This window comes from Enterococcus sp. BWT-B8 (assembly GCF_020567625.1).
Taxonomy (GTDB): domain Bacteria; phylum Bacillota; class Bacilli; order Lactobacillales; family Enterococcaceae; genus Enterococcus_L.
Genome location: NZ_JAJDJV010000001.1, coordinates 413,434 through 428,014 on the forward strand (window position 1 = coordinate 413,434; position 14,581 = coordinate 428,014).

Sequence of the window (14,581 nt, forward strand, 5' to 3'; positions counted from 1 at the left end):
GAAGATTTGAAAACAAGCTTTGAGAAAAAATATCACTTCCATAACAGAAAAAGAAGTGAAAATAAGCGAATCCTCCTCACTATTTTCACTTCTCCTAAGTACCTATTCTTTCCCTGCAACAACCAATACATCACTGTCAGAGTGATTGACCACATACGAGGTTGTTGAGCCTACAAGTACACGCTGCAATGCATTCAACCCAGTTTTACCAATCACAACTAAATCAATCGGCTCTTCAGATTCAGAAAAATCAGAAAGCAATGTTTTAGGATAACCATAAAGAACATAGGTTGCCACATTATCCAACCCGCCTGCATGAGCCAAGTCTGCTCTCTGCTGCATTTTTTCTTCTTCTCTTTTTCTAAGGACTTCCATCGCATTGGTTACCGAAACCGTAAGCTCCCCAAAATAATTACCGATTTCCTCAATAACATAAACAATATGAAGCTTTGCCTGATTTCGTTTCGCAATTTCAAGTGCTTTCTCAAACGCTTGTTCTGCCTGAGCTGAACCGTCAACTGCTACTAAGATATTTCGATATGTTTGTTCCATGATGAATCCCTCCCTTTATAGTTCTATTTTACTATGAAATGTGGAAAAGGCAAAATAATCCAACATTTAAGAAAAGAAACAAAATAAATAATCTAAATAATAACAATTGTAAATAGAGGAAAAAAATGATATGATGTATTTAGGATTTCGTTATCATATTATCGTTGCCTTTCAAGAAACAATTATGAAAGGAGTATGATTTCTATGACATACAAAACAAGAAACATTGACTACCGTGTAGCTCTAGACACAAAGAAAAACATTTTTATGGTCTATGATGCGAATGATCATAACAAAGTTGCCTATGGTGTCACAATTGAAAAAGCTATACAACAACTAAAATTAACTGCTTAAAGTAAGGAGTAAAACAGTTCAATGGACGAGTTGAGTAGTAACACTACGGAATAGAAAAGGTATCAGGACTATAAATAGATCTGATACCTTTTTTGTATTCTAAAATCCTTTGTATCCATTTTATACGTTTTTGGTTAAAAACTATATCCATCCCACGCACCCTCTTCACTAAATGAATTGTCTTTGGCATCGGCACCTCTTGATCTCTCATTCTCTATAAGCTGGTTTCTAAATAAAAAACAAGCTATAGCACCTCCCCAGGCACCATAGCTTACTTTTGCACTTTCTAAATTGAAAATTGAACTTAATCTGGTCTGCACTTTATAGTTCTTTAAAGTCTGTTGTAATTTGAAGTAAATCATTAGACTACTGTATTATTTCACAAGCAGCAGTATTAGACAATATTGCATGAGCAATTTTATCATTCCGGCCTCCCTTTCTCAAATTAAGAAAAAACATGTTTACAAACATCCATTTTCTTAAGTAAAGAATAACAAACAAATATGAAGAAATAAAGACATACACTTATTTTTTGCAAATTTTGCATAAATAATCTCAAAAAATACAAAAAAAACTAAAATGAGAGAAAAACTGTTCTTTTGTATGTTATATCAGCAAGAAAACTGATATAAGTACTTAACTTTAAAGGTTTTTTCTGTATCAAAAAACATTTTTTAAAGAAAAAGACGAAATATTCCTCAAAAAAACCAAGGATAAAGTGTTTGTCATAGTCCCATCACTCTAAGTATAAACCAACAAACTGATAGTAGGCGCCTTATTCTACCCTCTACCTCTGAGTTTATTAACGAACTCGCGAACATGCTTCAGTATCATATATGCTTTATACTTACCAGGATTAATAATTGTTTTAAAGGTACCAATCTTTTCTTCTGCGTAGCCATTAAAAGACTGCTTAAATTTCAGAATACCATCTGAGCCGTCAAAAATACCCTCAATTCCATAAAAATTGTATAAAGGAATATTTTTTTCCACTGAATATCTTAGCATTTTATCTTGAATTAAAAATGGCGCATAAAGCTTTTTAAACTCTTCTTCTGTTCCTGAAAAGAGGTAAACTGTTTCATGGGGACAGCTCAGGAACAGTGCACAGGCTAATGCAACTTCATCTCCATGTGTTTCAAGCATTTTCTTTCCTTCTTCAATGCGCTTTTCATATGTTGAAAGTTCATCTGAAAATTCACGTTTTTGGTTGTTTTTCTTTCGACTATTAGGATTGATCGCCAAAAATGCTGCTACTTCATCCAATTTTTTCTGCAGCTGCTCTTTCTGCTGTACCAGACTCTCCAAATAGGTTCTAAAATTTATTTCAGCAACAACAAATTTCGCCCGATCGCCGTATGCTTTGTAAACAGCTTGATAATAATCCAGTGATTTATCCTTGAAGTTTCTTCGAATACTTGTACGTTCAGTAATTTCTTTGAACTGCGGAAGCTCTTCGTACCTCAATTCTTTTGTTGTTATTCCAAAGCTTTTTGCTTTATTTAAACTGTATTTTGCATCTTTACCATAAGATTTCAGAAGCTCTGGCTCAGTAAAACCTTCAAGTGATTTTTTGTAAATCCATTGCGGATTCCCATCTGTAGCATAGCCGCTTGTAAACCCTTCGTGAATATATCCTTCTTTTGAAAACTGCTGAATCACTGACTTATCTTTATCATTCAACAATTTTCCATAGTAATCATACATACCATAAGCACAATTTGGACTAATTGTTAGATACAAACATCCTTCTTTTTTTACATACTCTTTTAAATTTTCCAGAAAGTAAGAAAGCAACGCTGTATTATTTTTAGGTATTTCAAGTCCGTCAATATCAAAAACAAAACCTACGCCCAATTTCGTTTTGGTCATTAATGCTGACATCACGGTATTATCAGATTCATCCTTGACTCCTGGGAAAAAGACCTCTGCTCCTCTTGATTTTTTCAGCGAAGCCATCTCTTTCGTTTGGAGATAATTTCCATTCTCAGCTTCATCAGTAAATTTTCCAAATTCATGTTCTTCAAGTAAATAAAATTTATACATACAGCAGACTCCCTCATCATTTATAAAGATTGAATTATTGTCATTTTAGTTTCCTAATGTATAGACCAAATTAAAACTAAGTAATACTTCTAGTCCAAGAAACGTACAGCATATACCAGAAGCGTAGAAGCAAGTTCTTGCATGACCTTAAGACATGCGACGATCATTCGTAGAAGCAAGTCTTGCATGACCCTCAGACATGTGACGATCATTCGTAGAAGCGTAGAAGCAAGCTTTTAACACAGGAATAAATTATTGCTAATTCATCAGATTATCGGTTCACATACCATTCTACTAGATGTTCCTGTAACAGTGGGACTGACGATTCTCCAGCTGCTTTTATAGCTGTTCGTTCTTGTCATTGAAGCGTACAAGTTACTATTTTCTATCATTGGACATCATCTACAGACTATCTTTTATCGTAATTTGAGCAGAACGCTAGTTTGCCATTACACAGTCAATCACTGGCTTAATTAGAACTTTTTTCCTTTACACAGTAACATTCTATATTATACCTATTCATGGTAAATGAAAGCAATCAATTTTCCTCATGGTCCATGAAAGAAATTTCTTGGTTTGCTGTATTTATTGTCATCTTTTGACCAACAGGAAAAGTAAATATTGGTTGTGTATGTCCAAAATTGACATTGTACAGAACAGGAATCGTTTTTGCTACAGGATGTTTATCCAATAGCATGATCAAGCGCTCTTCCGTCATCTCTGTTGCAGCAGAAAATCTGCCAATTACTAAAGCAGCCGGTTTCCGATAAACTTGCAGGATTGAAGCCATGTCACGGGCAAAATCTCTAAAATCCCCTTCTTCTTCCATTTCCATAAAGATAACAGGATGATCAATTAAAGGCTGATAAACAGTCCCTGAAAGTAAATTGAATGTCCCTATGTTTCCTCCCAAACTAACACCTTCTGCTGTCCCTTCAGAATAGACTTTCCAGCCATTTGAACTAATATTCGGTTTATATTCATCTAGAAACCAAGGATCATCACTCCACTGCTCTGAAGCAGTTAATTGATGCTGTCCGAACTTCATTAACACATCCTCAAAAGAAGCTGTTTGATACTCCTGAAGCATTTTCATTTTAAAGCTTGAATAATGCGGACCACTATACGTTACTAAATCAGATTTCGTATAAATTGCATTATTCAAAGCAGTAATATCACTATACCCGCAAAATATTTTAGGATTCGCTCCAATAAGTTCATAATCCAAATAGGGAAGCAGTTCATTACTGTTGAAACCACCTATAGAAGTTAAGATTCCCTGAACCTGCGGATCTAGAAATGCTTCATGGAGATCTTCTACTCTGGATTCAATAGATGAAGAGCCCATTTGATCGTTTTCCATACTGTTTTTACTGAAGCTGACAGTTAATCCTAATTTCCCCAAGACTTTTTCTGCCTCCTGATTTCCTGCTGCTCCACCGATTCTTACCATACTGCTCGAAGGAGAAATCACTCGGATATGATCTCCCTTTTTTAATTTTTTCGGAATAATCATTACTGATGCCTCCATATCCATTAATACTTTTCCTTATCCTATCATAAATTGTCAATTAAAAGATATGGGCTGCTGCCTAGAGAACACAAAAATTCATCGTTTCCATTAAAAAAAGTTTCTAAAAACAAGCTGTTTGATTATCCTGCTAAAAATTTATCCGCCTAACCTTAATCTTTCTGACAAAATAATGCTAGCATATTAACCGGATTAAACCTAAGTTATGCTTCTAATCCAAGAAATGTGCATCTATCCAGTAGTCTTACATATAAGACTACTGGATAGATGACAAGCATTCGTAGAAGCAAGTTCTTACATGACCATAAAACATGTACCAATATAAATGAACAGCGGCTCCAAATTAAAGATAGGTGATCGCTTTGCGACCTAAGACAACCTATTAAATAAATTATTATAAGGTGGAGAAAAGCAGGGGATGAATCCTTGTATGTCAAGTATTTTTGGGGTTTTAAGTGAATATACTTCAAATTATCATAATAAAAAAGAGAATTAAAACTACTTTTACTTTTCCCTATCACATGAATTACAATCCATTTAAGGAAGAGACTATTTCCATAATGTCAATAAAAAACATTGGATTATGTGTTTGAGGAGCATACTCTGGATAATTTCAATTTTTTTACATTATCAAATAATGAAATAAATCATTTTATTCAGAGTATTTTTGAAAAGGGGCAATAGGAAATTGAGTATGCTGAAAATGATGGTTATATTCATAAAAGAATCACAACAAATACTAACAAAGCCTATCAGTACTTTTATGATTTTCTTGATGGTCATTCAATCAATCTACGCTTATAAAAAAAATTGCTGTTGCAGATTTTACATAGAAGCAACAAGAAGAGAGCAAGACAAAAATAAAGTTTCAAACGCTCTTCGTATCTAACCCCGAATAAACGGCGGTACAAAAGTAACTCCTTCGGAATTAAGCCGAACGATTCTGAAAATATAAGAAGCTCCATGAAGGTATCTATTCACAGCTATTCATTCTATGAATAGTGTTCCTTGACAATTTTTGGATATTCCTTCTTAATTCTCGGAGCTGATCGCTTTTGTACCGACCGCCTCTTGAACTTTATTTAAATTTTAATACTAATCGAAACTTACTATAAAAATGCTGTGATTAAATAAATTAACGGATAACCAACCATCATCAAAGACATGGCTTTCAAAACAATTGGGAATGTTTCTTTTTTGATTTGTCGTTTTACATAAGGCCTCAACATAAAGAAAATGACTGGTAAAAATAATAATGAAAGAAGCAGAAACGGAGAAGCTAATTTCAAATAAACTGAAGCTGCAATAGAAACAGCCTGCACTGCCGTTAATACAAGCAACAAACGAACACTCATCTTTTTCCCTATATAATAAACAAGCGTTTTTCGATTATTTTTAATATCTTCTTCCAAATCACAGGTATTATTCGCCAGTAAATTATTAAACATACAGAAAACCATAGGCATGCAGACGATAAATGTCTTTAATAAAAAGCCCTTTGATTCCTGCTGATACTGAAAGCTTGTTAAGTATGCACTCATCATTGGAATCATATACCCGCTTAAAAGGGCGGGAATGCTTTCTGCAATCGGCAGACTGTTTATCGGATGCTTTCCGGTTGAATACCCCAGTCCTACATAATATCCAAAGACTCCTAAAATAAAAACAAAAATATCTGAATGCCAAGTCAAAAATGCCCCTGTAAAAAAAGATAAAAGCAGGATCAATAAGAACGAAGAACGAACCGTTTTAAGTGATAGGTGTTCTCTGCCAATAATATTCGTCACTTCTTTATACTTCAAATCCTCTGCATTTTGATAGTCCATGTAGTTATTAAAAATATTGACTGCGATATGAATAAACAATAATGTAATCGTAAAAACCAAAACTCGCCAATTATAAAAAACACCATATTCTACTTTTGCAAACGACATACCCAACAGAATCAGAAAGAAATTTAATGGCGCTGTATAAATTTCTCCTAACTCCCATAAAATCTTTCCACTCATTCTATCCCTAATTTCTAATTTTTTTCGTACTTACTGACTATAGTCATTTTCTGAAAAAGAGTCAATAGAAGAGTCTTTATGTATTGACTTTTGGTTCAGGTCGAAGATAATTGTCTGAAAATGCTACTTCACATTCCAAGAACAGAAATGTTTTTCTCCATATAGACGATATCCATCTTGTCTGTTACTTTTACTTCTAATCCTGTTTGAGCATAGCCCAATTTTTCATAAAGACAGATGAGTTTTTCTTCCTGCTTAATCGTGTCCAGCTGCCAGCAGGTCACCTCTGGAAACTGTTTTTCTACTTTCAGCATCGACATATAGCCCAAACCATGTCCCTGCGCTTCCGGTAGTATCGCAATGGGTGCAATACGTCCAATTGGCTGTTCCACCAATACGCGGATAACGCCAATTTTTTTGCCAGTATATTCTATAAAGAAAAACGAAGTGTTCGAACGCAAAAATTTACTTTTTAGACTATCCAATTCTTCCATTGCCGGATTGGTCTCTACGTCCTGATATTTCTCAAGCAGTTCGCTAAACGATTTTTGGTATATGTTTTGTACTTCACTAAGCTGTTCTTTATTTGTGATTAATGTTAATTGAATCCCCATAGCCCTATCCTTTTCAAGTTTTCATACTATTCCATAAACCCTCTTCATCTATACACAACTATCGCTGAGCCTTACTCCTCATAGATATCAAGTAATTTAAAAAGCTGACAAACCATAGGAATTCCAGTGTGAATTTTTGTCCAAATATTTTCAATTCCCAGATAAAAAACTTTTTGTGTTCATTATACTAATACTCATAGCTTAAATCGTCTGTTTCTTCCGTTTAGACAAACACTTCTTACTACATCATTCATCGGAGGTACTTAAATTTTAGTATACTGGACAATTACCAGAGGAAATTCTCTTTCATTGCAACTGCTGAATTTACTGTATGGGTTTCGATCAGTAGTAGATTTTGTCTTGTTATGCAGACTCATCCGACCTGCTTCAGCCTTATTGTTCGTCAGTTCAGGAGTTTGCGCCCAGCTTCAGCCACAACATCACGATTGTCGCCTTGCCATCCAACAGTTCCTACTGCCAAACCTGTAGCAGACTTTCACCGCCTATTATCTTGTCCGGACATTGACCCGCTCTATTACTGTTAAATAAGTACAGTCTGGTAAGAGAAAGTTTTCCTAGCAAGAAATAATAGGAGTTACATTTTAGTCAATGAAAAGCAAAAAGATCGACTGGTCAAAAATCTCCGCAGTGTCAAAGGAAAATCGGGAATCAGAGCTGTTTTACAAGGCTAATTACAGCTGATTGGATTTGATTCAGCGATGGAGTCGAGCAGCCATTTTTCACAGACGATTTGCTTGAAGTCCACTGTCCAAATACTTGACCATGATGATTCTTGCAGTTGCGTTCTATAGAAGAATAATCTCAGAACAAGACACTAGTCGTTACCCATGCAGGGCGCACATAAAAATTACTGAAAACAGAATTCCAGCTGTCTCAGTATCTTTCTTGCTTTCCTATAAATTATCCCTCTTTTATGAGGTTGATTGGAAGATGTGTTCTCTTTTCTTTATATTTTTCATCAAATTTCTTTTGTGTCAATGTCTTTAGTTCTGCTTTCATTGTCTCTGCTTTTTCATAATCTCCGATATCTCTGGTCATATTTACAAAAGTTAAAAGCTTAGTATAAGCAGAAGGATCTCCATTAGATAGAAATTCTATTAGACTGTCCAAATAATTTAAATCCAGTCTGTGACTATAATTTCTAAAAAGACTAGGTTGCTTTTTTGCCAGTTCAAGATAATCCTTTGCAGAACTTAAATTATTGTCATGAATTCTAAGATTAATTAAGTTTATCAAAATACTGTAGGCAAAATTCTTTGTTGTACTGTCTCTCTTAGCCTCATCTTTGATTGGAATTACCTGCTTTATAATCGAATCAGCCCGTTCAGTTGAAAAATAAGGAATAATATTCATGATTATTGCGTAATCATATTGGAAATAATAATCTTTATCCGCTACGTTTCTATAAGCGATCTCAACATCATTTTTATTAATCGGAGGGATTTCATTCCATAAATTTTGAAAGCAGTGCTTAATTGCTAAATAGTTGGAAAATTCTCTTAAGTTTTTATTCGTCTTGTTATTTAATCTTTTAAAATAACTGATCAGCTTTTCTTTGTCGTGATGATTGTTGGATTGGTCTAGGCAATTATGAAGTAATTCTCTAAAAGATTGCTGATCGTAATCAAACATAATATAGGAAAAAAATTCATGCACATTTACAGACAAACCATCCAGAATCCCACTTAAATCGTTCATTCTAACTGGTCGTTCATCTCCTTCAATTCTTGAATAAGCTGTGCGATCCAGATAGCTTTTCGAAATCTCCTGTTGAGTGAACTTTTTCTTTTTTCGAATAAATCTTAATGTCTCTCCAATTTCCAAAAAATCTCCTCCATTTCGTGTCAATAACACACACATTAAAGAAATAAATAAGCTTTTTCATCTTTTTTGCTTACAAAAAGTACTTTTTAGTGCGGTTTTATCAAAACGCTTCAAATGTACTTTATCGTTTCTTTAATGTCTGATAACATTTACCAACAGAGGGGTTACTTCCTTAAAATTAAAATGACCTTTATATTGGAAAAGTACGAAAAACATATTACTTTTTAGTTTAAAACTGCTATACAAATCAACAACTCTTTCCAATCCCGACACTACTTAGTCTGCAAAACAATAATGCCGGGAAGTTTTCATATAAAACAGCTAATTCAATATGAAAACATAGCTTATTATACCAAAAAGCTCAAAACTGAACAATTCGTATTAATACAACAGCTAATCAAACATTTTTAGTTTTGCATATTTATGTTGTTATACTCTTCCTTATGCAGTCGTCATTTTAATTTCATAAAAGATCAGTCTACGTAGTTTGTCCCCCTGAGAGGTTCGTTTTTCCTCTAACTACATAAACTGATCTTTTTTGTTTTTTTATCTTAATAAACTATTTTCTGATATAAAATCATTCTTCTGACTTGGCCTATTCCAAAGAATACAATAAAAAGGACTTATTTCCCTTTGAACAGTCGACTGATTTTCTTGAAAAATGTATCCTCAACAATATCAATCCCTACACCCAAATTGCTGTTTCTAATTTGATCATTCACTTTAATATATTCTTCCAGCTCTTTTCCTGAAATAGCTAAGTTGCGATACGGATGATACTCTAAATAGCAAGATACACCATGTTCAGAAATCTTTTTAGTCGTCCGATGCTGCAGCCAGACAGATTGGATATCGCATTCCTGTCGTGTAAATTTCTCCTGCTGATCAATAGCACAATCAGTGGTTAAATGAATTTCCATTTTCACTGAATTGCGGTCAATCCAAAATGGAAAATCTCGGTGATGAAAATTTTTAGCTCCGTCATCCACAAAATAAGTTCGATCCCAGTAATGCAAAAAGCGTTTATTCCCTTCTTTTAGATAAGGGCTGGAAATACGAGCTTTATAGAGTACCTGTATTTCATTTTGTTCTTTATTATCATTAACTATCTGAATAGATGTATCACTGAAGTACTTATCAATCTCTTCAGCTTCATATTTGTTGTGCAAGGCCATGTTATTATAAATTGAACCATTAAATGTCTTTATAATATCTTTATTGGTCTGGTTTTTAAACATATCTCTGGTTGTATTCGCAACTCTTCCGCGCAAAGTACCTTTTAAGCTAAAATCTGCTGCATCTTCTTTTACATTACAGGTAATGATCTCTTCAATAACCGGCGGCTGCTCCTGAAAAGGCATCTGTTTCTGCAGCTCAGTCCCTGCCTTTATTTCCAAATAATACATAAAACTGTCTTTTCGACGTTTGCCTAGCACCCCCTGATCATTTTCCACCGTTGCATCTACAAAATAAATTTTATCTTCATAATATATTTTTAGAATGGCATGATTGAAAATAAATGGAGATGGCGTATACACCGGCAAAAAGATATCCCGTTCATAATTTACCAGCACAATCTCGGAATGAATACCTAAATAATCAAGAAGCACTTTTAAAAGCACTGTCTTTGCCTTACAATCCCCCTGTTTTGTTTTAAATGTACTATCTGCTGCCTGAGGCTCATGTCCATCCATCTCAGAAGCATTATATAAATAATAGATTTGCTTTTGAACAAAGTCTATAGCATATCTGATTTTATTTTCCAAAGAAGGAAGCAGTTCTAATTCTTTTATTAACTCAGCAGCAAAAGTATTCACATCTGCCTGATAAAATTTTTGATATAGTTCTGCCAATACCTCAGTAATCTCAGTAAAATTTTTTTGAGTGGAAAAATCAATAAATGGCTCAATCTCTCCTTCTTTTATTTCCTTTCCGTTAAACAGCTTTTCCTCAATTACGAATGTTCCCTGATCTGCAATAACAACTTTTTCCTTCTCGATAATCTTTCCTGATTCATCACGAAAATAATGATAATTTCCTTCAAGGGCTTGTCCGCTTTCATTTTTTAACTGAAACCGATATTCACTATATGCCCAATAAGGCCCAGGATAGGAATAGCTATAGCGGAAAAATTGATTACGAAGACTGTCTTCACTGTATTTGCATTTGATCGTTGTCTCAATAATAAAAACATCATTTAAATGCAGATCCCGAATAAGAATCGTTATATTTTTTTGATCTGAAAAACTTCCATTATTGCCTTCCTGTATATGATCCAGAACTTTTACATTAATATCATCCAGTTTATCTATAACTTGACCGTCTCGGACTACAGATAATGTGTGAATATAGAGAACCTCATCCTTGTTCAGAATAAAATTCGTTTTAGCAGCAACATTCAAAGTTTGCGGATCATTCAATGTATACGCCATTGATGTATGGCTTTCCAGCGATGTTTGTTTCGCAGTCTCAGTAATATAACACCAAAAACAATAATCTCTTTCCTGTTCAATCTGAGCTTTATAAAAATCTGTTTCTTTTGCTTTCAGCCACATTTCAATATTTTCTTGCTTTGTTGCAGCAGAAGCTAAAGATGGTTCCAAAATATAATACTCTTTCTCCATTGCGTAAACCCCTTCATTTTAACAAATAAAATCCTTTTTTTGTAATACTATCCTTTATTCTATCGTACTCCCAGAAATAATAAAAGATGGAAAAAATTTTGAATTTACCTCAAATTTTAGAAACCAATATAGAAAATCATTGAGCGAACAGTCTCCCGAAGCGTATTCTATTTGTTTAGAAAACAGCTTATGTAACCACTGATGTAATAGGGTTTTTAGTGAAAAATGGGTGAATTCGAAGGAAAAAATTAATAAACTATAAATTTCTGCACAAAAAAAGATTATATTGAAGACCTTTCCTTAACAGGAAACTTCAACATAATCTTTTAAACAAGATAGATAACTGCTGATCTGACCAAATTATAAATTATAATAAAAGATAGTTTATAAATAATGTCCAGCAATAGAAAATTTTAAAATGTTCTGAACCACTCATCCTTTATTCAAGTAATCAACAACAATACTGCCCATTGCTTCCGCACAAACCAGCAATGACTTTTCATTGATATCGAACTTAGGATGGTGATGTGGGTAAGCTGGCTTTCCTTCTACCTGAGCCCCCACATAAATAAATGTACTTGGCACTTTTTCAGCATAATAAGCAAAATCTTCTGAAGGCGGTAACGGCGGAGTCACTTCGACACTATCAACATTATCCATCTGACTGTTCTTCAAGATTTCCGCAACCTGTCTTGTAAATGCCGGATCGTTATATAAAACAGGATAGTCTGTTGTATATTCCAGTACACAGTTTACACTGAATGCTGCTTCCAGTCCCTCACAGATTTTTTTGATTTCTGCATCAATGATACTCCGTGCACCCTCACTCATCGCCCGTACATCTCCATCCAAAACAACTTTATCCTTAATGACATTGAACATTCCTTTAGCATCAAAGGAACCAACTGTCACAACACCCATATCAAAAGGATTGATTCGACGGCTGATAACGGTTTGCAGCATTGTCACAAAATAACTGCCGGCAACAATTGCATCATTTGCTTCATGCGGAGAAGAGCCATGCCCCCCTTTGCCCTCAATTGTCAGCTTGAAGAAGGAACGGGCAGACTGAACTTCGCCTTCTCTATAAAGAATCTTACCAAATGGAAACGTACTCATCACATGTATCCCGACCACATTGTCAACGCCTTCAAGGCATCCTGCTTTGATCATGCCCACAGCACCTCCAGGAGGAGTTTCTTCCGCAGGCTGATGAAGCACTTTGATCTTTCCATTCAGCTGATCTTTCATTTCAGCCAAAGTTTCTGCCAATACAAGCATGTAGGCAGTATGAACGTCATGACCACACGCATGCATAACACCCTCATTTTCAGAAGCAAAGGACAGTCCGGTTTCTTCTTTGATTGGGAGAGCATCAAAGTCTGCTCGAATAGCTAACGTCTTCCCGGGTTTTCCTGAATCAATGGTTACAATCACGCCATGTTCTCCACCAATATTTGTCTCAACTTGAACATCCAAACCCTTACCTTCATAAAAATCAGCAATATATTTTGCGGTTTCTGTTTCGTAAAAAGACAGCTCAGGATGTTGATGCAAGTATCTGCGAATTTCAATCATTCTGCTTTCTTTTTCACGTAATTTTTCAAATAACTGTTCTTTTAAACTCATGTTTTTTCCTCCCTCTACTCCACAGCATTTACGCTGTCAGCTTTTTGAGCACCATCAAAATATCTACGTGAAGTAACATAAGAACCAATCCAACCAAATAGTGTTAATGCAGTGAAAACAATCATAAACAGCCATGCTGTACTGTAAGAACCTGTCATATCTAAAATCCTGGCAACAAACACTGAACCGATAGCTGTCCCGAGAGTTCCTACACTGCTAACCAGACCGAAGGCTTCGGGATAATTTTTTTGACCAAAGACACTCGCTGTAATCAGTGGTGGAGAAACCGTTCCAATCGGAGTACCCAGCCCAAAAGAAAATGCCATTAGATACATTACTCCTAGATTTTGCCCAAAAAGCATCAAAATAAATGCAATAAAAAATGCACCACAGCCAAAGATACTGCTTGCTACCACGCCAAATCGATCATTGATCCAACCAAGAAGCAGTTTTCCGAAAATTCCGACAAATGAGTAAATAGAAATAATATTTGCAGATGTTGTCGGATCATGCATTTCCTGAATCGCTGCAGGAAAGTTGGACAAGGCACCTGTATTAATCAGACCATTAAGGAACATGCCAATCATGACCAGCCAGAAAAAGAATTTTCCATAAGAAGCCTTTACGGTAATCGCAGAGTCCTTACTTTCTTCAATCGCTCCCTCAGATTGCTTAGCTGGTTCAACATCAGCACCATAGGCAACCAACCCTTTTTCAGCCGGAGAGCTTTTAAATACAAAAAGTACAATTGGTAATGAACAAACCAGCGCAATCCCCGCCATCAGCTGATACGTTGTCCTCCAGCCATAATTATCCAGGAAAATAGTAACTACCTGAGAAAATATTGTTCCGCCTAAACCAATCCCTGCCATGGCAATACTCATAGCCAGTCCACGCTTTTCCTTGAACCACATTGTTACCATGTAGCTGATTGGAATAAGTGCAGAAGCCCAGAAGAAGATTCCGATAAAGAAGGAGGAAATATACAAATGCATCGCGTTTTGAGCAAAAGAATAAGTAAAATAACTAATGCAAAATCCAATGATTCCCCCAACCTGCAGCATTTTCATCTGACCTAAAGCAACTCGTTTGGATACAATCGGCGAAAGAAATATCCCAATCATTTGTACAATTGTATTCGCCAGCATAAATTGACTGCGGTTAATGCCCAACTCTTCTGTTACCGCTAAAGCGTACTTTCCTGACAACGACATGACTAAAGGCACGACAGTTGCTGTGATGACAACACATCCTGCAACAATCCACCAGCCATAAAACATTTTCTTTTTATTTTCCATAGTACGTCTCTTCCCTTTCATTGATTACTTCATACTTTGTCTCCAAAAACAAAAACAATGCTCCCCTCTCAATCAATAA

At 35.2% G+C, this 14,581-nt stretch carries 10 protein-coding genes; 1 reads left to right on the top strand and 9 read right to left on the bottom strand.

From position 1 onward, the window contains the following. Positions 1-102: 102 nt before the first annotated feature. Entirely contained in the window at positions 103-552 is a 450-nt protein-coding gene (locus LI951_RS01825) for a universal stress protein (RefSeq protein ID WP_229441080.1), read from the bottom strand. Positions 553-756: 204 nt separating this feature from the next. Here LI951_RS01825 and LI951_RS01830 point away from each other — a divergent pair, with 204 nt between their 5' ends. Beyond that, positions 757-906, top strand: coding sequence for a hypothetical protein (locus tag LI951_RS01830; RefSeq protein ID WP_229441081.1), 150 nt, complete (start codon positions 757-759; stop codon positions 904-906). A gap of 780 nt (positions 907-1,686) precedes the next feature. Here the strand turns inward: LI951_RS01830 and LI951_RS01835 are convergent. The 8 genes from LI951_RS01835 to LI951_RS01870 all read right to left on the bottom strand — a co-directional run bounded on the left by LI951_RS01835 (position 1,687) and on the right by LI951_RS01870 (position 14,502). After that, the gene (locus LI951_RS01835; RefSeq protein ID WP_229441082.1) at positions 1,687-2,952 is read right to left on the bottom strand and encodes an aminoacyltransferase; all 1,266 of its coding nucleotides are present in this window, start codon (positions 2,950-2,952) and stop codon (positions 1,687-1,689) included. A gap of 538 nt (positions 2,953-3,490) precedes the next feature. Beyond that, complete coding sequence (locus LI951_RS01840; RefSeq protein WP_229441083.1) at positions 3,491-4,468, bottom strand: S66 family peptidase; 978 nt, start codon at positions 4,466-4,468, stop codon at positions 3,491-3,493. A gap of 1,124 nt (positions 4,469-5,592) precedes the next feature. Further along, on the bottom strand, positions 5,593-6,492 hold the full coding sequence (locus tag LI951_RS01845; RefSeq protein ID WP_229441084.1) for a prenyltransferase: 900 nt from the start codon (positions 6,490-6,492) through the stop codon (positions 5,593-5,595). A 128-nt stretch (positions 6,493-6,620) separates the two neighbouring features. Further along, entirely contained in the window at positions 6,621-7,106 is a 486-nt protein-coding gene (locus LI951_RS01850) for a GNAT family N-acetyltransferase (RefSeq protein WP_202067415.1), read from the bottom strand. 921 nt (positions 7,107-8,027) lie between these two features. Further along, positions 8,028-8,951, bottom strand: coding sequence for a helix-turn-helix domain-containing protein (locus tag LI951_RS01855; RefSeq protein ID WP_202067414.1), 924 nt, complete (start codon positions 8,949-8,951; stop codon positions 8,028-8,030). A 623-nt stretch (positions 8,952-9,574) separates the two neighbouring features. Continuing rightward, positions 9,575-11,575 (bottom strand): transglutaminase domain-containing protein, encoded by a 2,001-nt coding sequence (locus LI951_RS01860; RefSeq protein WP_202067413.1) that lies wholly within the window; start codon positions 11,573-11,575, stop codon positions 9,575-9,577. A 432-nt stretch (positions 11,576-12,007) separates the two neighbouring features. After that, positions 12,008-13,204 (bottom strand): amidohydrolase, encoded by a 1,197-nt coding sequence (locus LI951_RS01865; protein ID WP_202068461.1) that lies wholly within the window; start codon positions 13,202-13,204, stop codon positions 12,008-12,010. A gap of 14 nt (positions 13,205-13,218) precedes the next feature. Beyond that, entirely contained in the window at positions 13,219-14,502 is a 1,284-nt protein-coding gene (locus tag LI951_RS01870; protein WP_229441085.1) for an MFS transporter, read from the bottom strand. Positions 14,503-14,581: the final 79 nt, after the last annotated feature.